Below are 24,874 nucleotides of genomic sequence, written 5' to 3' on the forward strand. Positions count from 1 at the left end.
GCAAAGCCCGAGGACAGACCGACAAAACGGCAATCGCCGGATATGGTGGCGCGGGGTGGAGCAGCCCGGTAGCTCGTCAGGCTCATAACCTGAAGGTCACAGGTTCAAATCCTGTCCCCGCAACCAACACAAACACAATCCCAAAACACCCAGTCTCACGTCAGGCTCATAACCTGAAGGGTGAGGGCGTCCGGGCAAAGCCCGGCAAAACAGTCAACCAGACTGTTTTAAGGCCGAACGGACAAAGCCTCTCCCCAAAACCAAAACCAACTCACAATCGCAGAACCAGCTTCTCACAAAATACCAAAACCCCACCATAAACCGGGTTCTGGTGTTTATAAAAGGGGCAAGAATAACAGTGCAACCTATGCGGTGATATCAACCACGCCGCAGTCGCCGCTCTCGCTGCCGAACACCAGACGGTGCCCGGTCCTGTCCCAGTCCATGGACGAAATCGCGCCCCTGCCGGGGCGGCGCAGCAGCACTTCCTTCTGGTCGCCGAAGCGCCCGACCAGGATCATGCCGTCGGAATAACCGATGGCGACGATATCCTCGACCGGATGACAGGCCACTGCCGTCACCGTGCTGTCGCCGCGGGTCCCAAGCTCGAGCGGCGCCTTGCCCATCGGACCGTCCTTGCCGGAAAACGGCCAGACGACCGTTGCCGGTGCGCCAGATGTCGCCAGCCACTTCCCCTTGGGGCTCCATGACCAGCTTTTGACCTTGTTGGGATAACCAGTCATGCGCATATGACGGTTGTCTTCCAGGCGCCAGCCATGCAGGGCGTTCTCCTGCATGGAGGTAACGAGAAAACGGTTGTCGGGCGAAAAAATCACCGAGACATGGGCACCTTTCCATTCAAGCTCGGTCGGTGTGCCGTTGGTTGCCGGCCAGTGCAGCGTCACGCCGTTGTAGCGGGCGACCGCCAGCCGCAGGCCCTTGGGCGCAAAGGCAAGTCCTTCGACGCTGCGTTCATGCGTGAGTTCCCGCACGGATCCGTCGGGTGCGCGCACCCAGGCGGTTTTTCCCGAGGCATAGGCTATGGCGCCGTTGGGTGCTGCCGCCAGAGCCGTCATCCATTTGCGCGGTATCCTGCTCAGCTCGGTGACTTCCCCGTTCAGGCCGATCGAGCAGACGCGGCCATCTTCACCGCTCGTAAGCAGTGACTTACCATCGAATGCGGCGATGGCACAGAGAAGGCCGTCATGGGCTTCCACGGTCTTGTGGCCGTTGTCGAGCCGGTGCACGCTGCCGTCGGCAAGCGCGAAGAAGGGGACATCCTGGATAAAGCGCGCGTCAACGCAATGGCCGGCGAGATCAAGCGGGGCAATGGTCGGCATCAGGCAAGGCAGCTTTCAAGTCCGGATTTCAGCGCATCATGGTCGAGGTTGCGGCCGATGAAGACAAGCCGGCTTTCGCGTTTTTCGTTGTCTTTCCAGGCCCGCTGATGATCGCCCTCGATGATCATATGGACGCCCTGGATGACATAGCGCTCGTGATCGTTGCGGAAGGCGAGAATGCCCTTGAGGCGCAGGATATTCGGGCCCTGTTCCTGGGTGATCTTCTGCACCCACGGGAAGAATCTGTCGGGATTGAGTTCGCCGGCACGCAAGGAGACCGAAACAACCGTTGTGTCGTGAATCGGCGAGGCATGATCATGGTGGTGATGGTGATCATGCCCCCCGTGATCATGCCCATGATCGTGATGATGGTGCGCGTGATCATGATCATGGTCGCAATCGGGGCCGCAGGCATGATCGGGGTGATCGTGGTCGAGGAAATGCGGATCGTTTTCCAAGGCGCGCGTCAGGTCGAAAGCGCCGCGGTCAAGCACCCGCGTCAGGTCAATACTGGCGCGCTCGGTCCGGTGAATGACGGCATAGGGATTGATGGCGCGCACCGTGGCTTCGACGGCGGCGAGTTCCTCCGGCGTAACCAGATCGGTCTTGTTGAGGAGGACGACATCGGCAAAGGCAATCTGGTCTTCCGCCTCACGGCTGTCCTTCAGGCGCAGCGGCAGGTGTTTTGCATCGACGAGCGCCACGACGGCATCCAGCATGGTCTTGCTGCGTACATCGTCATCCATGAAGAAGGTCTGGGCGACGGGGACGGGATCGGCAAGGCCGGTTGTTTCGACGATAATGGCGTCGAAACGGCCGGGACGGCGCATCAGGCCCTCGACAACGCGAATCAGATCGCCGCGCACCGTGCAGCAGATGCAGCCATTGTTCATTTCGTAGATTTCTTCGTCGGATTCGACGATCAGATCATTGTCGATGCCGATCTCGCCGAATTCGTTGACGATAACAGCATAGCGTTTGCCATGGTCTTCGCTGAGAATGCGGTTGAGCAGCGTCGTCTTGCCGGAACCGAGATAGCCGGTCAGGACGGTAACGGGGATTTGGGGCGCGCGCACCGCGTCGGGCGCTGCACTGGTGGTCGTCTGAGCTTCACTCATCGTGTGCCTCTTTGAATGGATGAACACAGGATATAGGTGATCGCAGCCGCTTTTGCTACATCAACTGTATTCAATTGCATGAATGGTTTGTTCAACCGGATTGAGCCTGTCACGGCCGCAAAACCGCAACGTCGAAGCGGTCGACATCCTCAAGCAGTTCGATGATGCCTTTCACGCTGTGGGCAATGATCTGTTCGCCCGCTTCCGCCGTGGCGCGGGCCGCATTGCCGGCAACGCCCAGCCGGTTGAGATCCGACATCTTCCAGCCGAACGCGTGCGGGCCGTAGGCGCGCAGGTGCCTGTAGTCACCAATATAGGCGCGTTGGCTCGAATCAAAGTTCTGCGCCTTGGTCATATCGACTGTTTCCGGGTAGAGCGCCAGCATCACCGATGTTTCGATAAAGCCGCCATGAATGTCGAGCGCCTTGTCTTCCGGCGAGATCAAGCCATCCGGCAAACCAAACCGTGTCCAGCTTGTTGCCACGGCAAGCATATTGCAACGAACGCGCAGTTCCGTCGCGACGATGGTCATCAACGGTGCATTGCCGCCATGGGCGTTGAGGATCACCAGCTTGGACAGGCCGCGCGCGGCGACGCCCTCGCCGATGTCGATCCAGCGCCGGACAGCCGCGTCGAAGGCGAGCGTCTTCGTGCCGTCCACATCCATGTGCTCGATGGAGTAGCCGACCGGTTCAACCGGCAGGATATCAACCGCAAGGGTGGAGGGGAGCGCCTGTTTCAGGCGCCCGGTAAGCCCTTGCGCAATCAGCGTATCGGTCTCGAACGGCAGATGCGGGCCATGCTGCTCGTGGGCGCCAAGCGGAAGAAGGGCAATCGTTCTGGCGGCGGAAGCGGGCATGGGGCACTCACGGGGTTGCATGGATGCTGTTAGCATAAATGGCGCGATGCACCGAGGATAGGCGCCCGCAGATGGATTTTTACAGGCTTATTTCGGGCGCGGCAGCAATTCGTCGGCAAATTTCATCAGAATGTCATATAAGAATTGTAACGCGGATTCATCGGGGGATTGGACTTATGGTGCGGAGCTGAATGTTGGGGCGCCAAGGGCTGTTTTCGATACAATTGAGGACTGTGCAGCGCCGATATTCTTCGCCTGATAATTGCCATTTACCAAAAAGAGCTAGCCGCCTTATCATCAACCGGACAATGGGTTCACAGCGAGCAGGAATCTGAATGGTCAAGGAACGCAAGCCTCTCATCCTTCATCGACTGCAATCAACCGCTCGCTTGACGCGAACGGCCCTGGCAACCCGGCTGCTGGCCCATGGTTTCTATGCCGGGCAGGATGCCGTCATGCTGCAACTGGCGCATGAGGACGGCCTGTCCCCGAGCGTTCTGGCAAAACGCCTCGGCGTCCGGCCGCCGACAATCACCAAAACCATTTCCCGGCTGCAAACACAGGGTTTCGTCAAGAAGGAAGGATCGGCGACAGATCAGCGCCAGGCGCATATCTTTTTGACCGATACCGGCAATGAAGCAATCAGGGCGATCGAAAAATCCATCCGCAAGACCGAGAAGGATGCGATGAAGGGTTTCGACAAGAAGGAACGCAAGGCCCTGATCAAAATGCTGCAGCGGCTGGAGATCAATTTGTCGGCTGCCGAATTGCTGCGCCAGACCGGTCCTGACGATGACCACGAGGATGACGAGGGCGACGAAGAGTAGTTTTCTCTTCGCTCCGGGCGATTTACCGTTACAAATGCTGTGAAATTGCTAACATGATGGCACTTCCCGCCGTCTGATTGGTTAGCTCCTTGTCCGTACCCGCTCCTTCCTCTCAGGAAGCCGTTCCTGCTGCCGCAATTCTTTACATCTTTGCGGCAGGTATCCTGTTTTCCTGTCTGGATTCGAGCGCCAAATACCTGGTTCTCCAGGGCATCCCGCCCGCATTCATTTCATGGATGCGGTTTGCCGAGCATGCGGTGCTGGTTCTCATCTTCTTTCGCGGCTGGACCAATCCGGCGCTGTTCAGGGTCAAGAGCATCCGCTTTCAGCTGCTGCGCGGCCTGTGCCTGTTCGGTTCTACCTATTTCAACTTCTACGCGCTGCAGACCATGCAGCTGGGCGAGACGATCACGATCACCTTCGCCGCGCCGATGGTCATTGCTGCCCTGGCTGGACCATTGCTGGGGGAGTGGGCTGGCTGGCGCCGCTGGGCGGCGATCATCGTGGCGTTCATCGGCGTGCTGATCATCGCGCGTCCCGGCTTTGGAACGCTCAATCCCGGCTTGCCCTATTCCATACTGGCCATGCTCAGCTACTCGCTCTACGTGCTTCTGACCCGCCGCATGGCTGCCACCGAATCACCGGAAAGCCTGATCTTTTTCTCCGCGCTCGCGCCCGCCGTGCTGATTTCGCCCGCCATCACCGAGGCCATGATGCCGCAGACCTGGTTCCAGATCATGCTTCTGCTCATGCTCGGTTTCTTCGGCGGGGTCGGGCACTATTTCATCATTCTCGCCTACCGGCGCGCCACCACGGCCGCACTCGCCCCTTACCCGTTTCTGCAGATCGTCTGGATGCTGGCGTTCGGATATGTGTTTTTTGGCCAGTTTCCCGATGTCTACACGCTTGTCGGCGCGGTCATCGTCATCGGCAGCGGGCTTTACGTCGTGCATCGCGAGCACCGGTTGCGGCGGCAGTCCTGACCGGCGTCCGCATCCGGGCGTAGCCGGTTCAATGCTGCTTTGCAGAGCACAGGCGGCGAAAGGGCTTTGATTTATCGGGTTGCAATGGCATAACGCCAGAGAATGACAATGTACTTGTCTGGCTAGACGGCGGGGAGGCGGTTTTTGGCGCAAAAGATCAAACTATCGACAATTGCCGACGCGCTGAAAGTGTCCACTGCAACCGTATCGCTTGCGCTGCGTGACAGTCCCCTTGTTGCCGACCAGACCCGCGAAAAGATCAAGGAACACGCGCGCGCCATCGGTTATATCTACAACCGCCGTGCGGCCAGCCTGCGGACGTCGCGTTCCGGCATTGTCGGTGTGGTGGTTCATGACATCATGAACCCGTTCTTTGCCGAAATCCTGCGCGCCATCGAGGGTGAACTTGATCGCTCCGGCCAGACCTTCATCCTGTCGAACCATTACGACCAGCTCGACAAGCAGCGCACATTCATCGAGACCGTCCTGCAATTGGGCGGTGACGGCGTCATCATGTCGCCGGCCATCGGCACACCGGCTGAGGATATCCGCATGGCCGAAGACAATGGCCTGCCGGTGGTGCTGATTGCACGCTCGGTCAAGGATGCCAATGTGCCGGTGTTCCGGGGTGATGATTCCTACGGTATCAGCCTGGCGACGAACCATCTGATTTCATTGGGCCATACGCGGATTGCCATGGTCGGCGGCACGGACCAGACCTCGACCGGCCGCGACCGCTATGAGGGTTATCTTCTGGCGATGCAGAAGGCTGGGCTTGAGGTCAAGCCGGAGTGGCGCATTCCCGGGCCGCGCACCAAGCAGGCCGGATTTGATGCGGCCCCGCAGTTTCTGGCATTGAAGGATCATCCCACGGCGGCCGTCTGCTGGAATGACCTGGCTGCCATCGGCATGATGAACGGCATTGCCCGTGCCGGGCTGCTGCCTGGCGTCGATATTTCCGTGACCGGTTATGACGACCTGGAAGAGGCGGCGATTGCCACGCCAGCGCTGACAACCGTCTGGAACGGTCAGCGCGAGGTCGGCCAGCGTGCAGCGCGCGCCCTGCTCGATCAGCTCAATGGCGCCGATACCCATGCCCGGCAGGAGCTGATCAAGCCGGAACTGCGCATCCGCCAATCCACGTCCAAACCCAAGGAACGGTAAGCCGGGCTCATCGCCGCGTTTTCAGCGGGCGGCTTAAAGCTTGATTAAGGCTGTTTGCCTAAGGTCTCCCCAAGCCAGTAATCCCCGGGGAGATCGTCGTGAAGCTGAGTTTGCCTGCCGGGATTGGCCTTGCCGCCTTTTTCGCCGCCGCTGCGGTGCTTGGGGATTTTTTGTCGTCTGCAAGCACGCCATCCCTGCAGGTTGATCCGACAACCACCGCTTCCATTGGACTGACAGAGTTTGACCGGCCCGCCTTTCTCATCAGCAGTCCGGGAGGCGCGGCCAAGTGCAAGATATTCCCGCAGGGCAATGGCATGCCGGGCCATGATGCGGCGCGCGTTGCCGAGGGTTGCGCGGCACTATATGCGCCCCTTGCAGGGGCAAAGGAGTGGCGCAACAATCAGGACGGAACCATTGCTCTTGCGGATCAGGCGGGGAAAACCATCGTTGAATTCAGCCCCGGCGACGGACGGGCCTATGTCAGCATTGCGCCGCGTTCCGTCCTGCTCTCGCTGTCGGCGAGCGGGCTGACGCTGTTCTAGTCCGGCACTATTCCGCCGCCTGAAGCCTTTCGCGGCTGGCCTTGTGCGCCCGGGCGGCATCACCGAAAGCGGCAAAAATCTTGCGCGAGGGATTGTCGCTCTTCACCCAGTATTCCGGATGCCATTGCACGCCGACGGCAAATCCGCGGGCATTTTTGACCGAGACCGCCTCGATCGTGCCGTCTTCCGCCACAGCTTCGATATCGAGCTGGGCCGCGGGCCTGTCGATAGCCTGCCGGTGCACGGAATTGACCTGAACCGTATCCGCCTGCATGACATTGGCGAGGCACGAGCCCGGCTTGATGCGCACGGGGTGGCGGATGGCAAAGCGCTCCGCTTGCTGCTCGGATTGCGGCGCCCGGTGATCCATGCGGCCGTCGAGTTCCTGGATTTCGGTGGCGAGCGTGCCGCCAAGCGCCACGTTCAGCTCCTGAATACCCCGGCAAATGGCGAGCAGCGGAACACCGCGCTCGATGGCGCGCCGGATCAGGGGCAATGAGGTCGCATCACGGGCGGGATCGTAGGGCTCGTGCGCCTCGGTGGGCTCGACGCCGTAGAGCGATGGGTGGACATTGGATTTGGAGCCCGTCACCAGAACCCCGTCCACGCCGTCAAGAATGGCGTCGATATCGAGGCCCTCGCCGAAAGACGGGACAATCAGGGGAATGACACCCGCCGCCTCGTAGGCCGCTTTCAGATACTGGTCGGGCGCTGCGTGCCACGTGTAGTTTTCAAAGGCGCGAACGTCGGATGTGATGGCGACGAGTGGCTGCCGCATGGGAATGCTCCATAAACAAATCTCGATAGAATGTAGTGCAGTTCGGGGGTGTTTCCAATGGGTCCGGACCTTAAGACGCATTCAGCCGCAAAGACGGCTTTTCTGTGAGGTTTCCCCGGATTTTCGCCGGCTTTGCACCGCGCTCCGTTTGTGTTTTCAGCGTCTGGACTTGAAGAGTCGAGTGTGTATGGTGGTCGGCGGACCGGGAGAAATGGACTGATTGTCCGGGGGGTCCGAACCGAAAATACGGGAGGAGAGTATATGGATCGTCGTTCATTCATCAGGAATGCCGGATATGCGAGCGCGGGGGTGGCTGCGGCTACCACGCTGGCTGCGCCGGCCATCGCGCAGTCGATGCCGAAGATCACATGGCGCTGTGCGTCGTCATTTCCAAAATCACTCGATACGATCTATGGCGGTGCCGAGGTCCTGTCGAAATATCTGAAGGAAGCGACAGACGGCAATTTTGTCATCCAGCCCTTCGCGGCGGGTGAAGTTGTTCCGGGGCTGCAGGCGGCGGATGCGACGGCGGCAGGTACGGTCGAATTGTGCCACACCGTTGCCTATTATTACTGGGGCAAGGACCCCACCTGGGCTCTGGGGGCTGCCGTTCCCTTCGCGCTGAATGCCCGCGGCATGAATGCCTGGCAGTATCAGGGCGGCGGTATTGACCTGATGAACGAGTTCTTCAACAAGCAGGGCCTGCAGGCCTATCCGGGCGGCAATACCGGCGTGCAGATGGGCGGCTGGTTCCGCAAGGAAATCAAGACCGTCGAGGATTTGAAGGGCCTCAAGATGCGCGTCGGCGGTTTTGCCGGCAAGGTGCTGGAGAAGCTCGGCGTCGTGCCGCAGCAGATCGCCGGCGGCGACATCTATCCGTCGCTGGAAAAGGGCACGATCGATGCGGCCGAATGGGTTGGCCCCTATGATGATGAAAAGCTCGGCTTCCAGAAGGTGGCGCCCTATTATTACTATCCCGGCTGGTGGGAAGGCGGCCCGACGGTCAGCTTCATGGTCAACAAGCAGAAATGGGATTCGCTGCCGCCAAGCTACCAGTCACTGTTCCGCACGGCGGCCCAGGCAACCGATGCCAACATGCTGCAGAAGTATGACTATGTGAATCCTCCGGCCATCAAGCGGCTGGTTGCCGGCGGAGCACAGCTGCGCCCGTTCACCCCGGAAGTCCTCAATGCGTGTTTCGAGGCGGCCAATACGGTCTATGCGGAAATCGAAGCCACCAACGCACCGTTCAAGAAGATCTGGGACTCCATCAAGGCTTTCCGCAACGAGCATTTCCTCTATGCTCAGGTGGCTGAATACACCTTCGATACGTTCATGATGGTTCAGCAGCGCAACGGCAAGCTCTAGCTCCGTCGTTTCACCAAACAAAAAGCCCGGCATCGCTGCCGGGCTTTTTCATGTTTGCCGTCACATTTTGGGCGGCTGGCTCAAATCCGGCGCTGCCGGCTGCGCGGGCTGCGCCGGGTTGGGCGCCGGACCGCCAAGCGGCGGCGCGCTGAGGTCGGTACCAAGCCCGCCGCCAAGTCCACCACCCAAACCGCCGCCAAGGCCGCCGCCGAGATCGGAATTCGGAATCTGGATGGTTGCCGGATTGATCGTGCTGGCAGGGCCGGTGTAGTGCATCACCATTTGCGGGAACATGATCGTCAGGGCCACCATGAGAATCTGGATGCCGACGAAAGGCACGGCACCCCAGTAGATCTGTCCCGTGGTGATCGGCTGGATTTTCTTGCCGGTGATCTTGTCCATATAGGGCACCTTGGCGGCGACCGAGCGCAGATAGAACAGGGCAAAACCGAAGGGCGGATGCATGAAGCTCGTCTGCATGTTGATGCCGAGCAGCACGCCGAACCAGATCAGATCGATGCCGAGCTTGTCCGCCACCGGTGCAAGCAGCGGCACGATGATGAAGGCAAGCTCGAAGAAATCGAGAAAGAACGCCAGGAAGAACACGAGGATATTGACGACGATCAGGAAGCCGACCTGTCCACCCGGCAGGGATACCAGCAGGTGTTCGACCCAGACCTGGCCGTTGACGCCGTAGAAGGTGAGCGAGAACACCCGCGCACCAAGCAGGATGAAGAGCACGAAGGACGACAGTTTGGTCGTTGAGGCCAGCGCCTGGTTGACGACGCTGAAACCGAGGCGCCCCTTCGATGCGGCCATCAGCAGGGCGCCGACGGCCCCCATGGCACCGCCTTCCGTCGGCGTCGCGATGCCGAGGAAGATCGTGCCGAGGACGAGGAAAATCAGGGCGAGCGGCGGAATGAGAACGATGATGACCTGCTGCGCCAGCCGCGACATCAGATTGAGGTGGAATGAGCGGTCCGCCAGCGCGAACACGTAGACGGCGATGGTGCCGATGGTCGCGCCCCAGATATCCGCATTGGTTCCCGCCACGGGTGTCAGCCAGACAATCGCCGCATAGGCGATCGCACCGGCAACAGCCAGGGCGATGATGAGCGATGTGACGCCCGATCCCAATGTGCGCGCTTCGGCGGGAAGTGCAGGCATGGATTTCGGTTTGAAGATGGACAGGGTCAGGACATAGACCATGTAAAGCCCCGTCAGCACGAGGCCGGGGATCAGTGCGCCGTGATACATATCGCCGACGGAACGTCCGAGCTGGTCGGCCAGAACGATCAGCACGAGGGATGGCGGAATGATCTGCGCCAGCGTGCCGGACGCAGCGATCACGCCGGATGCGACACGGCGGTCATAGCCATAGCGCAGCATGATCGGCAGTGAAATCAGGCCCATGGAGATGACCGATGCCGCGACGACGCCGGTGGTGGCGGCAAGCAGGGCGCCGACGAAGATGACGGCATAGGCAAGGCCGCCGCGAATCGGGCCGAACAGCTGGCCGATCGTATCGAGCAGATCTTCGGCCATACCCGACCGTTCAAGGATGATGCCCATGAAGGTGAAGAACGGAATGGCGAGCAGGGTGTCATTCGACATCACCCCCCAGAACCGCTCGGGCAGGGCATAGAGGAATGGCCAGTCGAGGGTGATCGTGCCGTTGGAATAGGGGGCAAGTTCAACGCCGATGAAGAAGAACAGCAGCCCGTTTGCCGCAAGGGCGAACGCGACGGGATAGCCGATCAGCATGAAGATGATCAGCGAAGCGAACATGATCGGCGCCATGTTCTGCGCAATAAATTCAATCATTGCGCGCCTCCGCCATGGCGACTTCCTGTTCCGCTATCTCTTCCAGGCTGAGAGGCGGGTTGGGATCGGGGATGTCGCCGCGCATCACCGCAATTTTCTTGATGATTTCCGAAACGCCCTGAATGGCCAAAAGCAGGAAGCCAACCAGCAGGATCAGCTTGCCCGGCCATTGCACCAGCCCGCCGGCGCTGGGTGATCCTTCGCCGCTGCGGTAGGACAGGCTGACATAGGGGACGAAGTAAAAGCACATGAGAAGGACGAAGGGCATCAGGAAAAACAGATGCCCGAGAAGATCGATCCAGTGCTGCACGCGGCGCGAAAAGGCGCCGTAGACGATATCGATGCGGATGTGCTCGTTCTGCTGCAGCGTATAGGCTGCGGCCAGCATGAACGCGCCGCCAAACAGGAACCACTGCAACTCCAGCCAGGCATTGGATGACTGGTTGAACACCTTGCGCACGATGGCGTTGCCGGCACTCACCACCACGGCCAGGAAAATCAGCCAGGCGACGTTGCGGCCGACAAATGCGTTGAAACGGTCAATGACTCTCGATACGGCAAGCAAAGCCGGCATGCAGTTCCTCCCCCTCGTCCGGCAACCCTCCGTTGCCGGGAAACGCGTCTGGACAGCCTTCGGCCGCTCGTGAAAACGGCGGCAATGCGTTGGTTTCGGCTATCCCTCCCGAATATTCCATCTGAAGTGTTACCAGCCTGATACCGGTGCATCAACCCGCGATATCGCGCTCTGGCCTTCGTTTTCGCGGCGGTGCCGGTTCGGTGTTGTCATCGCTGCACGGGCAGTCTAACAGTGAGTAAAGCAGTCCGGGGTTGGTATTTATTGTAATGACAGGTGCCTCTTCTCTTTCCGTTGCAGGAAAAACCATTGCCGTAACGGGCGGATCGTCGGGTCTGGGCCTGCGGATGGTCCAGGTGCTTGCCGCGCATGGTGCACATGTTGTCTCCATTTCGCGCACATCGGCGCCGGACCATGAACACAGCCCCAACATTCTCAATATTCTTGCCGACGTGACGGTTGCCGCCGATATCGGGCGGGCGTTTGATGAGGCCGAGGAGAGGCTTGGAACAGTCACGGTGGTTTTCAACAATGCCGGCGTCGCCACGATGGAGCGCGCGCTGACCACGACGCGTGAACAGCTGCGGCACATTTTTGAAGTGAATGTGGAGGGCGCATTTTTCGTGGCCCAGGAGGCAGCCAAGCGGATGATTGCCGCCGGGGTCGGCGGGTCGATCATCAATTCGTCCAGCATCCTTGCCGATGCCCCGGTCAAGGGGTCGGCGGGTTATGCCATGTCGAAGGCCGCGATCAGCCAGATGACCCGCTCCCTGGCGCTGGAATGGGCGTCCCATGCGATCCGGGTGAACGCCATTGCGCCGGGGTGGTTTCCGACGCGCATCAACGAATCCATCATGAACGGTCCGGCACAAGGGTTCCTCAAGGGCAAAAACCCGATGCGCCGGCTTGGCGATCCCGAGGACATCGACGGCGCCGTCCTGTTGCTCGCATCGGACGCCAGCAGTTACATCACCGGTACCGTCATCACCGTTGACGGTGGCCACAGCCTGCAGGGTTAAATTCTCTCCGCCTCATTGTTGTTCGTGCGCAGGGCGAGAACAAACACCAGCAGCGCGAAGACGGCGGCATCGCGCCACAGGACCGAAAAATACCCGCCCCACAGGGATTCGACGACACCGACTGCGGCAGCGCCCAATGCCGCATGCAGCGGTCTTGAGAGGCCGCCGGCGGCGGTGATGAACAGGATTTTCAGGCCGAAGATCATTCCAGTGTTGAAGCTGACATTGCCGTAATAGAGCGCTGCGAGAAAACCGGCGAGGGCGCAGACCGCGCAGGCGGCAAGGATCGCTTGCGTGCGGACGCGGCGCGGGTCGATCCCGCACATGGACGACGCGAAGGGCTCGTCGCTCACCGCGCGCCAAATCCGTCCGGCGCTGGTGCGTTGCATGACCAGTTCGCCCGAGGCGATGACAATCAGGGCCACGCCGATATTGATCAGCTGGATGCGGGTCAGGCTGATGCCGGCAGCCGCGCCGAGCACCGGCACCGGTTCAGCCAGCATCGGCGGCAGCCAATAATCCCTGGTATCGGCGGCAAGCCGCGACAGCTCCATCAGGAATATGCTGAGGCCGAGCGTTGCCACCAGAATCGTGTTCCGGCTGCTTGTCTCGAGCGGCGCGTAGATCAGTCTGGCGATGGCGTAGCCGCCGAGGCCGACATATATGGCAGCGACCACCAGCCCGAACCCGAGCGCCAGCGGCAATGTCATCCACAGGACTGTCCAGCCGAACGCCGTGGCCAGAATGAATGTCTGGCCTGAAAAGGCAAACAGGGCACCGAGCGACAGATCCGTCCGATGGGTCAGCCCATGGATGAGCACATAGCCATAGGCCAGCAGCGCGTAAAGCGCGGCGCTGTGCAGGCCATTGATCAGCAGTTGAAGGAAATAGGCCATCGGTCACCCGCAGATTTCCATTCATACTAACTTGCAAAATTGATTTTACCAGTTAGAATTTTACCATGACCTTTGACTGGAATGCGCATCGATTCAGTGGCGGCGTGCTGGCTCTCGATCTGGCCAACACGGTGGTTTTCCGTGATGCGCCCGACCGGGCGCTGGACCGGTTTTCAGATCATTCGCAACTGCAAGGCTTTGCCCGGGCTGCGGCGCAGTTCCGGCAGGGCGAATGGGGCGATGCCCGCTTCCGCCCGCCGGAACATCCGGCGCAGATCAACCGGCTTATCGACGTGCGCGAGGCCATCAACACGCTCTTCCGCACGGCTGTGCGGGGTGGAGGGCTTCAGCCCGCGAACATGGCCGCGTTCCTGCAGCTTGGCTCGGCGCTGGTGTGCGATGAACCGGGCAGGCAGGACCTGGCGCTGCCGGGATCGGGCATGGGCGCGCGCGATCTGTCGCTTGGCACCGCCGCTTTCCTGTCCGCCATGCGGCTTCTGGAGCCGGCGCGGCTGGGGCGGGTCAAGATTTGCCCGAATTGTCATTGGCTTTATCTGGATGAAAGCCGCAACCGCAGCCGCCGCTGGTGTGACATGACCGTATGCGGAAACCGCGCCAAGGCGCAAAGGCACTATCGCCGCAACCGCGAATCATCGGACTCCGGTCATGGATAGGGGCGTGACGCGCTGGCACAGGCTTGTTCTGTTGCCCGTACTCGCAGGCGCATTGGCCCTGGCGGCCTGCCGCGATTCCGGCGAGGGCGACTATCTCGCCGTTGCCGGAAAGCTGTTTGTCTTCAATTACCGGATTGCCCAGGCGACCTATCATCTGACGCTCACAAAGGTCCGCAAGGTTCCCGATGATGCCGTGCTTGAGACCACCTTTGAAAACCCGGCTGGGGGAGAGCCGTTCATTGTCCGGCAGAACGTCTGGCCTGCGGCCGAAAAGATTTCGGTCGACAGCCCGCCCGTCAAATGCGTGAAAGCCGATCGCCAATACAAGGTCACGATCCGCCTCGAGGATGCCGGGGGCAAGCTGCTGCAGACGATCAGCCGGACCATGATATCCGATACGGATGAGTCCGTGCTGCCCAACAGGCCGCTGGTGGTCGGTCCGTTCTACGATCCCAACCCGGACAAGGACAAGCCCGACAGCAATGCTGTCGCCTGTCCGGCCTGATCCTTCAGGCCGGGGCCAACATGCGGTGCCGGTTTATGACGCCGGTTCAATCCCTTTAGGAATTGGTAATTCTGTTTCCCATTTGATAAATATCAGTTTGACATGGGGGGCAAATAAATATTCTAAATGCATGCCTCATACATAATCTGAGTATCGTTGGCGTTTGTTCGAAAGTATTCGTTAACGTATCCAATTATGGGTACAGTTATTCACGGACATTTTGATGAAAATTGAACGCAACGAGAGTATTTTTCTCGAAATTTTGTTTCTTCGCACGCTTTACGCGAACAAGAAGGCTGTCTGGTGGACCTCCGTCATCCAGATTCTTGCGACACTCGTTATTTACGTCAAAACGGATCACCCCATTTACGCGGCTTTTGCCCTTGCATTCTTCCTGATTGTGCTTGGGCGTACTGCAAACGCCAACGCATTCGAACAAAAAGATCTTTCATCCGCCACCATGACCGACCTGCGGACATGGGAGTGGCGCTATCTCGTCGGGGCCATCAGCACGTGCATCCTGCTCGGCCTGCTTTGCCTGGTCAGCATCTATGTCCTCGCGGACCCCTCGGCTGCCATCACCAGCGTTGCAATTGTGGTCGCATCGATGGTGGCGCTGGTCACGCGCAACTACGTTTCGCCGACTGTCGTCATTGGCATGTCCATTGGTGTCCTGGCGCCGCTGTTCCTGACATTCGTGCTCTTGGGCGGCATTTACAACTGGCTGCTGGCGCTGCTGATCCTGCCTTATTTCTGGAGCAACATCCGCATTGCGTCCAAGCTGCGGCAATCGCTCTGGGATGCACTGCTGGGCAAACAGCAATTGAGCGTTGTCGTCAGCCACTTCGACGCTGCGCTGAACGGCATGCCGCAAGGCCTGCTGATGTTCGATCGCAACCAGACGATCACCGTCGCCAACATGAAAGCGGCGAAAATGATGGGCTTTGACGAACCCGACCAGGTTCATGGCCATTCCCTGCAGAGCTTGTTGCGGCTTGCCCGCGTGAAAGCCTATTTCCCCGAGGAAACGCAGGCTTCGTTGTCCGGCAAGATGCAGGACCTGCTCAGCGGCCGCAAGGAGCGCGACATGTTCGTCTCCCCCGCCAAGCGCCATTATGAATTCACCGCAACGCCGGATCCGGAGCACGGCACGGTGCTGATCTTTCAGGATGTGACCCGGCGGGCGGAAGCGGAGGCGCAGATCAGCCGCATGGCGCGCTATGACAGCCTGACGGGTCTGCCCAATCGCAGCCAGTTCGCCGAGATTGCCAGGACCTACACCGATGGCATCGAGCCGGGCACGCAGATTGCCCTGATGGTCGTCGATGTCGACGGTCTGAAGCGGACCAACGACACGTTCGGCCATCGCATCGGCGATGAGTTGCTGCGCGCCTTTGCCGACCGGCTTGCCTCGGTCGACGTGAAGCACCCGGTGATTTCCCGCTTCGGCAGCGATGAATTCGTGCTGTTGTTCCAGGCTGCCACACGTGATGATCTGCTGCAGAGTGTCGAGCGCATCATGGCAACGATATCGGGCCAGTACACGATCTCCGGCCATGAAATCCTGACTGGCGCGCATGCCGGGGTGGTGATCGTCTGCGCAGCGGAGTTTGATCTGGCGGTCATGCACATGAATGCGGATCTGGCGCTTGATGTCGCCAAGAAGGACAGCCAGAAACATTGGGCGGTCTTCGTCGAGACAATGGACCAGTCCTTCCGCAGCAAGCAGCGGCTCAAGTCGGATCTGCGCAGGGCCATTGCCGAGGGTACGCTGTCGGTGGCCTATCAGCCCATCATCAACGTCCGCACCCTGCGCATGGTCGGGTGCGAAGCGCTTTCGCGCTGGAACCATCCGGAATACGGGCCGATTTCGCCGGCGGAGTTCATTCCCATGGCGGAGGAAATGGGGCTGATTTCGGACCTGACCCAAAACGTTGTGGAACAGGCCATCAAGGACTGCAGCCTCTGGGGGTCGCGCATTGCAGTTTCCATTAATCTGTCGTCGCACGACCTGCAGAACATGGACATGGCCGATATCATCCGTTCCGCCCTTCTGCGTCACAATGTCGAACCGGAGATGATCGAAGTCGAGGTGACGGAAGGCGCCATCATTACGGACCGGGAGGCAACCGGAGGCGTTCTCCAAAGCCTGAAGGCCATGGGGCTGCAGGTGGCCATCGATGATTTTGGTACCGGCTATTCCAGCCTGAGCTATCTGAAGGATTTGCCGGTCACCAAGGTGAAGATCGACCGCTCCTTCATCACCGATATCACCGAGGAGGGCCGTTCGCTGAAACTTCTGCGCGGCATTGTCCAGATGACGCATGAGCTTGGCCTGTCCGTGACAATCGAGGGGTTGGAGACGCGGGAACAGTTTGCCTTGATCAACCGCTGGATCGGCGCCGAATATGTGCAGGGCTTTCTTTACGGCGCGGCCACCACGGCGGAGAATATCGCCAAGAACTTCGATATCGAGATGGTGCAATTGCCGGTAAAGCCCCGCAACGGCGGGATCGCGGCGGCCGGCTGAGGGAGCGGCAGGCACCGCTTCTCCGGCACGATCTGCACACTTGCGCTTGACCTGTTGCCGATCTTGTCCAAAACTCCGGCCACCGACAAGACCAGACTCAACAGGAAAGTACCGTTGTCATGATTGCACAAATTGCCATTGCGCCGCTCGTTGCGCTGATCGCGGGGATCATCATCCTGATCGCGCCGCGCCTGCTCAATTACGTGGTTGCGCTCTATCTGATCATCATTGGCGTCACCGGACTTTTCCCGCATCTGCTCAGCTGAACGCAGCGGGACGAAATGCCCGGCCGGTAAAATCAGCGCAGGTGCCATTTTTATCGATTGGGAGGCTTTTCAGCGACCATCTGCGCATTGCGCTGCTGCGGGCTTTTCGCTATTGCCAATAGGACTAAGACTTTATGAGGTTTGAACATGGCTGAACATCACGACACGGCGCCCGCAGAACTGGGCGCACCCATGGACTACAACGAGCATGAAAAGACCTATGATCTGTTCATCGCTCTGTCGAAATGGGGTGTGATTATCTGCGTAGCCTTGATGGTTGCGATGGCTTTTGGTTTTTTCGTCGGCGGCTTCTTCTCCGCCACCATTCTGTTTATTCTTATTTGTGTTGCTGCCTGGTTCGTTCTGTAAACACGCTCCATCAGCGTTGTTCATGAGCCGGGCGGATAATCCTGTTGACATCCGCTTGCATGAGCGGGCCTGCCGCCAGGATTGCCAATCGTCATAGCGGGGCAGGCGCGCGGGTCTTCGGGCCACTGTCTGTATAGTGACAACATGCTTGGGGGTGAGGGCTTGGCTCAGACACTGTTCATACCGAAAGAGACCGACGCAAATGAACCGCGGGTTGGCGGTTCGGCGGAAACGGTCAAAAAACTGATCGGTCTTGGTTTTTCAGTCATTGTGGAAGGCGGTGCGGGTGTCTTGTCCCGTATTCCCGACCGTGAATTCGAAGCGGCGGGCGCGACCATCGGCAAAACCGCCGACATCAGGACCGCCGATGTCGTTCTGAAAGTCCGGCGCCCATCCGCCGCTGAGCTCAAATCCTACAAAAAGGGCGCTGTCGTCATCGCCATGCTCGACCCTTACGGCAATGATGCTGCCGTCAAGGAACTGGCCGATGCGGGTGTCACCGCCTTCACCATGGAATTCATGCCGCGCATCACGCGGGCGCAGGTCATGGACGTTCTGTCCAGTCAGGCCAATCTTGCCGGTTATCAGGCGGTGGTCGATGCGGCCGGGGAGTATGACCGGGCTCTGCCGATGATGATGACGGCGGCCGGTACTGTTCCTGCCGCCAAGATTTTCATCATGGGTGTCGGCGTTGCCGGTCTGCAGGCGATTGCCACGGCGCGCCGCATGGGCGCCGTCGTCACCGCGACGGACGTGCGCCCCGCCGTGAAGGAGCAGGTTGCGTCGCTCGGTGCGAAATTCCTTGCCGTCGAGGACGACGAGTTCAAGGCGGCTGAAACCGCTGGCGGCTACGCCAAGGAAATGTCGAAGGAATATCAGGCAAAGCAGGCGGCGCTGGTTGCCGACCATATTGCCAAGCAGGATATCATCATCACCACGGCGCTCATTCCCGGACGGCCCGCACCGCGGCTCGTCAGCCGGGAGATGTATGCACGCATGCGCCCCGGCTCGGTCATTGTCGATCTCGCGGTCGAACGCGGCGGCAATGTCGAAGGGGCTGTGGCGGGAAAGACCGTCGATGTCGACGGTGTGAAGATTGTCGGTCACCTCAACGTCGCCGGCCGTATCGCTGCGACCGCCTCGCAGCTCTACGCCAAGAACCTCGTGGCTTTCGTCGAGACGCTGGTCGACAAGGATGCCAAGGCCATCAAGATCAATTTCGATGACGAACTGGTCAAGGCAACCGTGCTGACCCATGACGGCAAGGTGGTTCATCCGAACTTTGCCGCTGCGGCGACAACGGCTGCTGCCCCTGCGGCAAAGCCTGTGGCCAAAAAGGTTGCAGCCAAGGCGGCGCCAGCCGCACCGGCTGAGGCCGAATCCAAGAAGGCTACGGCCAAGGCTGCGCCGAAAAAGGCTGCTGCACCCAGGAAAACCGCGGCCAAGACGGCGACCCCCAAAAAGACTGAAGGAGAGGCGTGATGGCTGATACCGCACTCGAAAAAGCGCTTGATAGTCTCAATCAGGCAGCCGAAACGGTTCGCCAGGCTGCTGAAAACATGCCGGAAGCGGCTGGTGCCGCGGCTCATGCGGTGACCGGCGGCGCCGTCGATCCCTTCGTGTTTCGCCTCGCGATCTTCGTTCTGGCGATCTTTGTCGGCTATTACGTGGTCTGGTCGGTCACGCCGGCCCTGCACACGCCGCTCATGGCCGTCACCAACGCCATCTCATCGGTTATCGTCGTCGGTGCGCTGCTTGCGGTCGGCCTGTCTGCCAGCGGCTTTGCCACCGGCTTCGGCTTCATCGCCCTTGTGCTTGCCAGCGTCAATATCTTTGGCGGCTTCCTTGTGACCCATCGCATGCTCGCCATGTACAAGAAAAAAGAAAAGTGAGACCTGAGCAATGAGCGTAAATCTCGCAGCTTTTCTTTATCTTGTCTCCGGCGTCCTGTTCATTCTGGCGCTGCGCGGCCTGTCGCATCCCACCACAAGCCGTCAGGGTAATTTCTACGGCATGATCGGTATGGGCATATCGATCCTCACCACGCTGACGCTTGCCGAGCCGAGCTTCAGAGGCCTTGGCCTGATCGTCATCGGCCTTGCCATCGGTGGCGGCGTCGGTGCCTATACGGCCAGACGCATTGCCATGACGGCCATGCCGCAGCTGGTTGCCGCCTTCCACTCGCTGGTCGGTCTGGCCGCCGTCATGGTGGCTGCGGCCGCCATCTACTCGCCCAATTCCTTCGGGATCGGCGAAGTCGGCTCCATCCATGGGCAGGCGCTAGTGGAAATGTCGCTGGGTGTCGCCATCGGCGCGATCACCTTTACCGGTTCCATCATCGCCTTCCTCAAGCTTGATGGCCGTATGTCCGGCAAGCCGATCATGCTGCCGGGCCGCCACGTGCTCAATGCCGGCCTGGCGATTGCCATCGTCGTGCTGGTCGTGGCGCTGGTAATGAGCGAAAGCCATTTCGTCTTCTGGCTGATCGTCCTGCTCTCGCTGGTTCTGGGTGTGCTGATCATCGTGCCGATCGGCGGTGCCGACATGCCCGTCGTGGTGTCGATGCTCAACTCCTATTCGGGCTGGGCTGCGGCCGGTATCGGCTTTACCCTCGGCAACCTGGCGCTGATCATCACCGGCGCGCTGGTGGGCTCTTCCGGTGCCATCCTGTCCTACATCATGTGTAAGGGCATGAACCGCTCGTTCATCTCGGTCATTCTCGGCGGCTTCGGCGGCGAGACCGGTGGTGCTGCGGCCGGTGAAGTCGAACAGCGCCCGGTCAAGCAGGGCTCGGCCGATGATGCTGCCTTCATCATGAAGAACGCCTCCAAGGTCATCATCGTGCCGGGTTACGGCATGGCGGTGGCGCAGGCCCAGCATGCCTTGCGTGAAATGGCCGACAAGCTGAAGGCCGAGGGCGTGGAAGTCAAATATGCCATCCATCCGGTCGCGGGCCGCATGCCCGGTCATATGAACGTGCTTCTGGCCGAAGCCAATGTTCCCTATGATGAAGTGTTCGAGCTGGAAGACATCAACTCCGAGTTTGCGCAGGCCGACGTGGCTTTCGTCATCGGTGCCAATGACGTCACCAACCCGGCGGCGAAGACTGATCCGAAATCGCCGATCTTCGGCATGCCGATCCTCGACGTGGACAAGGCGGGTACGGTTCTGTTCATCAAGCGCGGCATGGGCTCGGGCTATGCGGGTGTCGAGAACGAGCTGTTCTTCCGCGACAACACGATGATGCTGTTTGCCGACGCCAAGAAGATGGTCGAAAACATCGTCAAGGCGCTGGATCACTGATCCGGTTGCTGACGGAACAAATGGAAAGCCCGCCAAACCGGCGGGCTTTTTCATGTCAGGGTCTTCTGGATCGCCCGCCGGACCTTCCGTTCGAAGGCCGTAAGCCGGGCCGGGTCGAGCTTTTCGCAATTGTAGAGCGACAGCATGGAGAAGCGCGCCTTGGGCGCGCAGGGGCCGATGATGGCCGTGCCGAGGATGCGGCGCACCGGACGGAACATGATCAGCCGGTCGATCCACCAGGGTGATCCGAGCGTGGTGATGGCGATGCAGGCGGTCATGGCATTGAGACGGGGAATCATCCGGCCGAAGTCCGGTGCATGATCATAGGCGGTGCCTGGCACGAAAACCCTGTCGATCCACCCCTTCAATATGGCGGGCAGTCCAAACCACCAGGTGGGAAAAACCAGGATGAGCACATCGGCATTCTGCAATGCGGCGGAGTCGTGGGCGATGCCAGCCGTGTCATATTGCGTGGTGTAGTAGCTTTGCCTTTCCCCGGGCGAAAGCCTGGGATCAAAGCCACGCTGATAAAGATCGAACAGCTGCAATTCATGTGGTGACGCGGCAATCTGTTCTGCCACCAGCGCGGTCAGGTGCCCGCACAGGCTTTCTTTCAGGGGATGAGCGGAAACAACGAGGAACCGCTTCATGGGATGGGATCAGGAGCGCGTACGCGCCAGGCCATCAAGGGCGGGCTTGTATTTGGGGTCGAGCTGAGCCGCCTTGGCATAGGATTTCGCCGCGCGGGCCTTGTCGCCGCGGTGCTCGTAGATCAATGCCTGATTGGCCCAGCCCTCGGCAATCGTGCCGTCCAGCTTGATCGCATTGTTGAAATCATCGAAGGCGTTGTCGTCATCACCCATGGCCACGTAGGAAATGCCGCGGCCATTATAGGGCTCGGCCGCATCGGGCTGCAGCGAGATGGCCGTGGAGAAATCTTCGATCGCCTGCTTGTGCTGGCCGCGCGCCTGATAGATCAGGCCGCGATTGTGATAGGCGCGGGGATCGGTTGTGTTGAGCTGGATGGCCTGCTGGAAATCGTTGAAGGCCCGGTCGAGCTGTCCCGACAGGCGGTAGAGATTGCCGCGGCCGATATAGGCGGCGTCATACTGCGGATTGATCTGGATGGCCTTGCTGTAGTCTGCCGCTGCCTGGGCCGTGTTGCCCATATTGCGGTAGACCAGCGCGCGGTTCGCATAGGCCTGGTAGAAATTCGGGTTCAACTGCAACGCCGTGTTGAAATCCTTGATGGCATCGCTGTTGCGGCCAGCCCGGCCAAACGCAGAGCCGCGCACATTGTAGGCTTCGGGATCACGGGGATTGTTGCGGATGACATTGTCGAGCGAACTGATGTTCTCGGAAGACCCTTGCGCCTTGTCGATCCCGGTCATGTCGGAGGTCGAGGTCTGGCATCCGGCAACAGCCAGGGTGAGAACCGAAGCGATCACCAGTCCGGTGGTGCGCAACGCCTTGAATGCCGATTGCGGGTCGCGATACGAAACCATTTCAAGCGAATGTGTCATACTCTTGGTATCCCGTTCAATCGAAAACGCAAAAAGGGCGGTGTGACGCAAGCCACTCCACCCCGTTATTGTGTCAAGGCGTTAATAAAGTGCTGATCAACGAGCCGCGGAAGCGCGGACCGGTGCCTTGCGTGCTGGCATTGGCAGAAGACCTTCGCGCTGGGCCTGCTTGCGGGCAAGCTTGCGGGCGCGGCTGATGGCTTCTGCCTTCTGGCGGGCGCGCTTGATCGAGGGCTTCTCGTAATGATCATGCATCTTCATTTCGCGGAACATGCCTTCGCGCTGCATCTTCTTCTTGAGAACGCGGAGAGCCTGATCAACATTGTTTTCGCGTACGAGTACCTGCACGTTTTATCCTGTATCTCTTAGAATTTCGTTGAGCCTGGATTCGAACCCGTATCCTTGGTCAGTGGGTCAGCAATCCAAACTTCGCGACGGTCATCCATCGCAAACTGACGAGGCCATTATCAGAATGGCAATGGAATGTCCATGGTGAAGCCGCTTAAAATGGCGGATATTCTTTCCGGCCGCCGCTTCGTGTGCCCGTGCAATTTTAGAATAACCGGCACGGAACGCCAATCTCCGTCGCAAAATGGCAAAAGACCTTCAGGCGGATGCGTTACTGATGCATAAAAGTGCGATCCTGCGCTTGAAAATCGATGTCGATTTCAGGACAGGATAAAGCTCTCGCAAATCGTGGAACAAAACGCTCCGCCAAGGTCAAACGAAACGGCCGAAAGCTCTGCAAAGGATTGAATGATGCGGAAATATTCAGTGTTTGCTTTGGCCCGCGAGGCATTGCGTGCCCACAAGGGCTGGGATCAGCAATGGACATCGCCCGAACCCAAGTCGGAATATGACGTCATCATCGTTGGCGCTGGCGGACATGGCCTTGCCACCGCCTACTACCTGGCGAAGGAACACGGCATCACCAATGTCGCGGTTCTGGAAAAGGGCTGGCTTGGCGGCGGCAATACCGGCCGCAACACCACGATTATCCGGTCCAATTACCTCTACGACGAATCGGCCGGCATCTACGAACATGCGGTGAAATTGTGGGAGGGCCTGAGCCAGGACCTGAACTATAACGTCATGTATTCGGCGCGCGGCGTGATGATGCTGGCGCACAATATCCACGACGTTCAGGTGTTCAAGCGCCATATCCATGCCAACCGGCTCAACGGCATCGACAATGAATGGCTCACGCCCGAACAGGTCAAGGAGTTCTGCCCGCCGATCAACCTGTCCGCCGATGCGCGCTACCCGATCATCGGCGCAGCCCTGCAGCGGCGCGGCGGCACGGCCCGTCACGATGCCGTTGCCTGGGGTTATGCCCGCGCGGCTGCCGATCGCGGCGTTCACATCATCCAGAACTGCGAAGTGACCGGCATCCGCCGCGCTGCCAATGGCGCGGTTGTCGGCGTCGATACCAATCGCGGCCCGATCAATGCCAAGAAGGTCGGAGTGGTGGCCGCCGGGCACACCTCCGTTATCATGAACATGGCCGGTGTGCGCATGCCGCTGGAAAGCTATCCGCTGCAGGCGCTGGTGTCCGAGCCGGTCAAGCCGCTGATCCCTTGCGTGATCATGTCGAACACTGTGCATGCCTATATCTCGCAGTCGGACAAGGGCGAAATGGTCATCGGCGCGGGGACGGACCAGTACACCTCCTATTCCCAGACCGGCGGCCTGCACATCATCAACCACACATTGGACGCGATCTGCGAAATGTTCCCGGTGCTGACACGGCTGAAAATGCTGCGGTCCTGGGGCGGTATCGTCGACGTGACGCCCGACCGCTCGCCGATCCTCGCCAAGACGCCTGTCCCCGGTCTCTACGTCAATTGCGGCTGGGGAACCGGCGGGTTCAAGGCAACGCCCGGCTCCGGCAATGTGTTCGCCCACACGATCGCCAGGGACGAGCCGCACCGGATCAATGCGCCGTTCACGATTGAGCGCTTCACCACCGGACGCCTGATCGACGAAGCCGCCGCCGCCGCCGTGGCGCACTGACAGATTCAAGAAACGAGACGACGACAATGCTTCTCATCAAATGCCCCTATTGCGAAGAAGAGCGCCCGGAGCTGGAATTCCGCAACGCGGGTGAGGCGCATCTTGTGCGCTCCCCGGCCATATCGGAACAATCGGACGACGACTTTGCCGCCTTCCTCTATTTCCGCCAGAATCCCAAGGGGCTGCAGTTTGAGCGCTGGCGGCACATTCATGGCTGTGGCCGTTTCTTCAATGCGGTGCGCGATTCCGTCTCCGACAAGTTCCTGACTGTCTACAAGGCGGGCGAACCGCGCCCGGATGTCGAAGCGCTTCTCAATCCGGAAGCCGCTTCTGTGTCTGCCACCGCCGCTGAACCTGCAAAGAAACGCGCGCCCCGCGCCAAGAAAGGGGAGCTGTAAG

General features: G+C 59.8%; 26 protein-coding genes and 1 tRNA gene. 17 read left to right on the top strand and 10 right to left on the bottom strand.

Features of this window, described 5'->3' with window-relative positions; all coding sequences use genetic code 11:
* Nucleotides 1–49 precede the first annotated feature (49 nt).
* A tRNA-Met gene (locus tag C5750_RS00005) sits at nt 50–126 on the top strand.
* A gap of 239 nt (nt 127–365) precedes the next feature.
* Here the strand turns inward: C5750_RS00005 and C5750_RS00010 are convergent.
* From C5750_RS00010 to C5750_RS00020, 3 genes are all read right to left on the bottom strand, one after another.
* Nucleotides 366–1,340 (bottom strand): WD40 repeat domain-containing protein, encoded by a 975-nt coding sequence (locus C5750_RS00010; RefSeq protein WP_105731836.1) that lies wholly within the window; start codon nt 1,338–1,340, stop codon nt 366–368.
* Nucleotides 1,340–2,458, bottom strand: coding sequence for a CobW family GTP-binding protein (locus C5750_RS00015; RefSeq protein WP_105731837.1), 1,119 nt, complete (start codon nt 2,456–2,458; stop codon nt 1,340–1,342). Before C5750_RS00015 ends, C5750_RS00010 begins: the two co-directional genes overlap by 1 nt.
* 109 nt (nt 2,459–2,567) lie before the next feature.
* Entirely contained in the window at nt 2,568–3,317 is a 750-nt protein-coding gene (locus C5750_RS00020) for a creatininase family protein (RefSeq protein ID WP_425350399.1), read from the bottom strand.
* Between the two features lie 335 nt (nt 3,318–3,652).
* Between C5750_RS00020 and C5750_RS00025 the strand changes: the two genes are divergently transcribed.
* The 4 genes from C5750_RS00025 to C5750_RS00040 all read left to right on the top strand — a co-directional run bounded on the left by C5750_RS00025 (nt 3,653) and on the right by C5750_RS00040 (nt 6,833).
* Nucleotides 3,653–4,144: a MarR family winged helix-turn-helix transcriptional regulator gene (locus C5750_RS00025; protein ID WP_105731839.1), complete on the top strand. Its 492-nt coding sequence runs from the start codon at nt 3,653–3,655 to the stop codon at nt 4,142–4,144.
* An 89-nt stretch (nt 4,145–4,233) separates the two neighbouring features.
* On the top strand, nt 4,234–5,127 hold the full coding sequence (locus C5750_RS00030) for a DMT family transporter (protein WP_245420942.1): 894 nt from the start codon (nt 4,234–4,236) through the stop codon (nt 5,125–5,127).
* A gap of 144 nt (nt 5,128–5,271) precedes the next feature.
* Nucleotides 5,272–6,291, top strand: a complete 1,020-nt coding sequence (locus C5750_RS00035) for a LacI family DNA-binding transcriptional regulator (protein ID WP_105731840.1) — start codon at nt 5,272–5,274, stop codon at nt 6,289–6,291.
* A gap of 98 nt (nt 6,292–6,389) precedes the next feature.
* On the top strand, nt 6,390–6,833 hold the full coding sequence (locus C5750_RS00040; protein WP_105731841.1) for a hypothetical protein: 444 nt from the start codon (nt 6,390–6,392) through the stop codon (nt 6,831–6,833).
* A 7-nt stretch (nt 6,834–6,840) separates the two neighbouring features.
* On the opposite strand, the gene C5750_RS00045 is transcribed toward C5750_RS00040, so the two are convergent.
* The gene (locus tag C5750_RS00045) at nt 6,841–7,611 is read right to left on the bottom strand and encodes a gamma-glutamyl-gamma-aminobutyrate hydrolase family protein (RefSeq protein WP_105731842.1); all 771 of its coding nucleotides are present in this window, start codon (nt 7,609–7,611) and stop codon (nt 6,841–6,843) included.
* 261 nt (nt 7,612–7,872) lie between these two features.
* Between C5750_RS00045 and C5750_RS00050 the strand changes: the two genes are divergently transcribed.
* Complete coding sequence (locus C5750_RS00050) at nt 7,873–8,979, top strand: TRAP transporter substrate-binding protein (RefSeq protein WP_105731843.1); 1,107 nt, start codon at nt 7,873–7,875, stop codon at nt 8,977–8,979.
* 60 nt (nt 8,980–9,039) lie between these two features.
* Here C5750_RS00050 and C5750_RS00055 read toward each other — a convergent pair whose 3' ends face one another.
* Together C5750_RS00055 and C5750_RS00060 are read right to left on the bottom strand one after the other, a co-directional pair.
* Nucleotides 9,040–10,803 carry a TRAP transporter large permease gene (locus C5750_RS00055; protein WP_105731844.1) on the bottom strand — a complete coding sequence of 588 codons (1,764 nt, stop codon included), beginning with the start codon at nt 10,801–10,803 and terminating at the stop codon, nt 9,040–9,042.
* Nucleotides 10,796–11,377 carry a TRAP transporter small permease subunit gene (locus C5750_RS00060; RefSeq protein ID WP_105731845.1) on the bottom strand — a complete coding sequence of 194 codons (582 nt, stop codon included), beginning with the start codon at nt 11,375–11,377 and terminating at the stop codon, nt 10,796–10,798. Before C5750_RS00060 ends, C5750_RS00055 begins: the two co-directional genes overlap by 8 nt.
* 269 nt (nt 11,378–11,646) lie before the next feature.
* Between C5750_RS00060 and C5750_RS00065 the strand changes: the two genes are divergently transcribed.
* Nucleotides 11,647–12,396, top strand: a complete 750-nt coding sequence (locus tag C5750_RS00065; RefSeq protein ID WP_105731846.1) for an SDR family NAD(P)-dependent oxidoreductase — start codon at nt 11,647–11,649, stop codon at nt 12,394–12,396.
* On the opposite strand, the gene C5750_RS00070 is transcribed toward C5750_RS00065, so the two are convergent.
* Nucleotides 12,393–13,292 (bottom strand): branched-chain amino acid ABC transporter permease, encoded by a 900-nt coding sequence (locus tag C5750_RS00070; protein ID WP_105731847.1) that lies wholly within the window; start codon nt 13,290–13,292, stop codon nt 12,393–12,395. The genes C5750_RS00065 and C5750_RS00070 overlap by 4 nt on opposite strands.
* A gap of 65 nt (nt 13,293–13,357) precedes the next feature.
* Between C5750_RS00070 and C5750_RS00075 the strand changes: the two genes are divergently transcribed.
* The 8 genes from C5750_RS00075 to C5750_RS00110 all read left to right on the top strand — a co-directional run bounded on the left by C5750_RS00075 (nt 13,358) and on the right by C5750_RS00110 (nt 20,939).
* Nucleotides 13,358–13,966, top strand: coding sequence for a CGNR zinc finger domain-containing protein (locus tag C5750_RS00075; protein WP_105731848.1), 609 nt, complete (start codon nt 13,358–13,360; stop codon nt 13,964–13,966).
* Nucleotides 13,959–14,471, top strand: coding sequence for a hypothetical protein (locus C5750_RS00080; RefSeq protein ID WP_105731849.1), 513 nt, complete (start codon nt 13,959–13,961; stop codon nt 14,469–14,471). Before C5750_RS00075 ends, C5750_RS00080 begins: the two co-directional genes overlap by 8 nt.
* A 223-nt stretch (nt 14,472–14,694) precedes the next feature.
* The gene (locus tag C5750_RS00085; protein WP_105731850.1) at nt 14,695–17,001 is read left to right on the top strand and encodes a putative bifunctional diguanylate cyclase/phosphodiesterase; all 2,307 of its coding nucleotides are present in this window, start codon (nt 14,695–14,697) and stop codon (nt 16,999–17,001) included.
* Between the two features lie 119 nt (nt 17,002–17,120).
* Nucleotides 17,121–17,267: a DUF3096 domain-containing protein gene (locus C5750_RS00090; protein ID WP_091878304.1), complete on the top strand. Its 147-nt coding sequence runs from the start codon at nt 17,121–17,123 to the stop codon at nt 17,265–17,267.
* A 147-nt stretch (nt 17,268–17,414) separates the two neighbouring features.
* Entirely contained in the window at nt 17,415–17,636 is a 222-nt protein-coding gene (locus tag C5750_RS00095; protein ID WP_105731851.1) for an aa3-type cytochrome c oxidase subunit IV, read from the top strand.
* A gap of 162 nt (nt 17,637–17,798) precedes the next feature.
* Nucleotides 17,799–19,118 carry a Re/Si-specific NAD(P)(+) transhydrogenase subunit alpha gene (locus tag C5750_RS00100; RefSeq protein WP_105733031.1) on the top strand — a complete coding sequence of 440 codons (1,320 nt, stop codon included), beginning with the start codon at nt 17,799–17,801 and terminating at the stop codon, nt 19,116–19,118.
* Nucleotides 19,118–19,528, top strand: coding sequence for an NAD(P) transhydrogenase subunit alpha part 2 (locus C5750_RS00105; protein WP_105731852.1), 411 nt, complete (start codon nt 19,118–19,120; stop codon nt 19,526–19,528). The genes C5750_RS00100 and C5750_RS00105 overlap by 1 nt, the downstream gene beginning before the upstream one ends.
* A 10-nt stretch (nt 19,529–19,538) precedes the next feature.
* A complete protein-coding gene (locus C5750_RS00110) occupies nt 19,539–20,939 on the top strand; it encodes an NAD(P)(+) transhydrogenase (Re/Si-specific) subunit beta (protein WP_105731853.1) in 1,401 nt (466 codons plus the stop codon).
* A gap of 50 nt (nt 20,940–20,989) precedes the next feature.
* Here C5750_RS00110 and C5750_RS00115 read toward each other — a convergent pair whose 3' ends face one another.
* From C5750_RS00115 to rpsU, 3 genes are all read right to left on the bottom strand, one after another.
* Nucleotides 20,990–21,589, bottom strand: a complete 600-nt coding sequence (locus C5750_RS00115) for an NAD(P)H-dependent oxidoreductase (RefSeq protein WP_105731854.1) — start codon at nt 21,587–21,589, stop codon at nt 20,990–20,992.
* 9 nt (nt 21,590–21,598) lie between these two features.
* A complete protein-coding gene (locus C5750_RS00120; protein ID WP_245420996.1) occupies nt 21,599–22,444 on the bottom strand; it encodes a tetratricopeptide repeat protein in 846 nt (281 codons plus the stop codon).
* Nucleotides 22,445–22,558: 114 nt separating this feature from the next.
* The gene (gene rpsU / locus C5750_RS00125; RefSeq protein WP_099997993.1) at nt 22,559–22,810 is read right to left on the bottom strand and encodes a 30S ribosomal protein S21; all 252 of its coding nucleotides are present in this window, start codon (nt 22,808–22,810) and stop codon (nt 22,559–22,561) included.
* 411 nt (nt 22,811–23,221) lie between these two features.
* Between rpsU and C5750_RS00130 the strand changes: the two genes are divergently transcribed.
* Both C5750_RS00130 and C5750_RS00135 read left to right on the top strand, forming a co-directional pair.
* Complete coding sequence (locus tag C5750_RS00130) at nt 23,222–24,475, top strand: sarcosine oxidase subunit beta (protein ID WP_105733032.1); 1,254 nt, start codon at nt 23,222–23,224, stop codon at nt 24,473–24,475.
* A gap of 26 nt (nt 24,476–24,501) precedes the next feature.
* Nucleotides 24,502–24,873, top strand: coding sequence for a sarcosine oxidase subunit delta (locus tag C5750_RS00135; RefSeq protein ID WP_105731856.1), 372 nt, complete (start codon nt 24,502–24,504; stop codon nt 24,871–24,873).
* The last annotated feature ends 1 nt before the right edge of the window (nt 24,874 follow it).

This window comes from Phyllobacterium myrsinacearum, assembly GCF_002980555.1.
Lineage (GTDB): Bacteria > Pseudomonadota > Alphaproteobacteria > Rhizobiales > Rhizobiaceae > Phyllobacterium > Phyllobacterium myrsinacearum.

Coding starts and splice junctions, on each gene's coding strand:
- C5750_RS00135 (WP_105731856.1), top strand. CDS start 24,502: ATGCTTCTCATCAAATGCCCCTATTGCGAAGAAGAGCGCCCGGAGCTG.
- C5750_RS00025 (WP_105731839.1), top strand. CDS start 3,653: ATGGTCAAGGAACGCAAGCCTCTCATCCTTCATCGACTGCAATCAACC.
- C5750_RS00080 (WP_105731849.1), top strand. CDS start 13,959: ATGGATAGGGGCGTGACGCGCTGGCACAGGCTTGTTCTGTTGCCCGTA.
- C5750_RS00050 (WP_105731843.1), top strand. CDS start 7,873: ATGGATCGTCGTTCATTCATCAGGAATGCCGGATATGCGAGCGCGGGG.
- C5750_RS00070 (WP_105731847.1), bottom strand. CDS start 13,292: ATGGCCTATTTCCTTCAACTGCTGATCAATGGCCTGCACAGCGCCGCG.
- C5750_RS00045 (WP_105731842.1), bottom strand. CDS start 7,611: ATGCGGCAGCCACTCGTCGCCATCACATCCGACGTTCGCGCCTTTGAA.
- C5750_RS00115 (WP_105731854.1), bottom strand. CDS start 21,589: ATGAAGCGGTTCCTCGTTGTTTCCGCTCATCCCCTGAAAGAAAGCCTG.
- C5750_RS00095 (WP_105731851.1), top strand. CDS start 17,415: ATGGCTGAACATCACGACACGGCGCCCGCAGAACTGGGCGCACCCATG.
- C5750_RS00120 (WP_245420996.1), bottom strand. CDS start 22,444: ATGGTTTCGTATCGCGACCCGCAATCGGCATTCAAGGCGTTGCGCACC.
- C5750_RS00010 (WP_105731836.1), bottom strand. CDS start 1,340: ATGCCGACCATTGCCCCGCTTGATCTCGCCGGCCATTGCGTTGACGCG.
- C5750_RS00060 (WP_105731845.1), bottom strand. CDS start 11,377: ATGCCGGCTTTGCTTGCCGTATCGAGAGTCATTGACCGTTTCAACGCA.
- C5750_RS00075 (WP_105731848.1), top strand. CDS start 13,358: ATGACCTTTGACTGGAATGCGCATCGATTCAGTGGCGGCGTGCTGGCT.
- C5750_RS00065 (WP_105731846.1), top strand. CDS start 11,647: ATGACAGGTGCCTCTTCTCTTTCCGTTGCAGGAAAAACCATTGCCGTA.
- C5750_RS00110 (WP_105731853.1), top strand. CDS start 19,539: ATGAGCGTAAATCTCGCAGCTTTTCTTTATCTTGTCTCCGGCGTCCTG.
- C5750_RS00020 (WP_425350399.1), bottom strand. CDS start 3,317: ATGCCCGCTTCCGCCGCCAGAACGATTGCCCTTCTTCCGCTTGGCGCC.
- C5750_RS00130 (WP_105733032.1), top strand. CDS start 23,222: ATGCGGAAATATTCAGTGTTTGCTTTGGCCCGCGAGGCATTGCGTGCC.
- C5750_RS00090 (WP_091878304.1), top strand. CDS start 17,121: ATGATTGCACAAATTGCCATTGCGCCGCTCGTTGCGCTGATCGCGGGG.
- C5750_RS00105 (WP_105731852.1), top strand. CDS start 19,118: ATGGCTGATACCGCACTCGAAAAAGCGCTTGATAGTCTCAATCAGGCA.
- C5750_RS00015 (WP_105731837.1), bottom strand. CDS start 2,458: ATGAGTGAAGCTCAGACGACCACCAGTGCAGCGCCCGACGCGGTGCGC.
- C5750_RS00085 (WP_105731850.1), top strand. CDS start 14,695: ATGAAAATTGAACGCAACGAGAGTATTTTTCTCGAAATTTTGTTTCTT.
- C5750_RS00055 (WP_105731844.1), bottom strand. CDS start 10,803: ATGATTGAATTTATTGCGCAGAACATGGCGCCGATCATGTTCGCTTCG.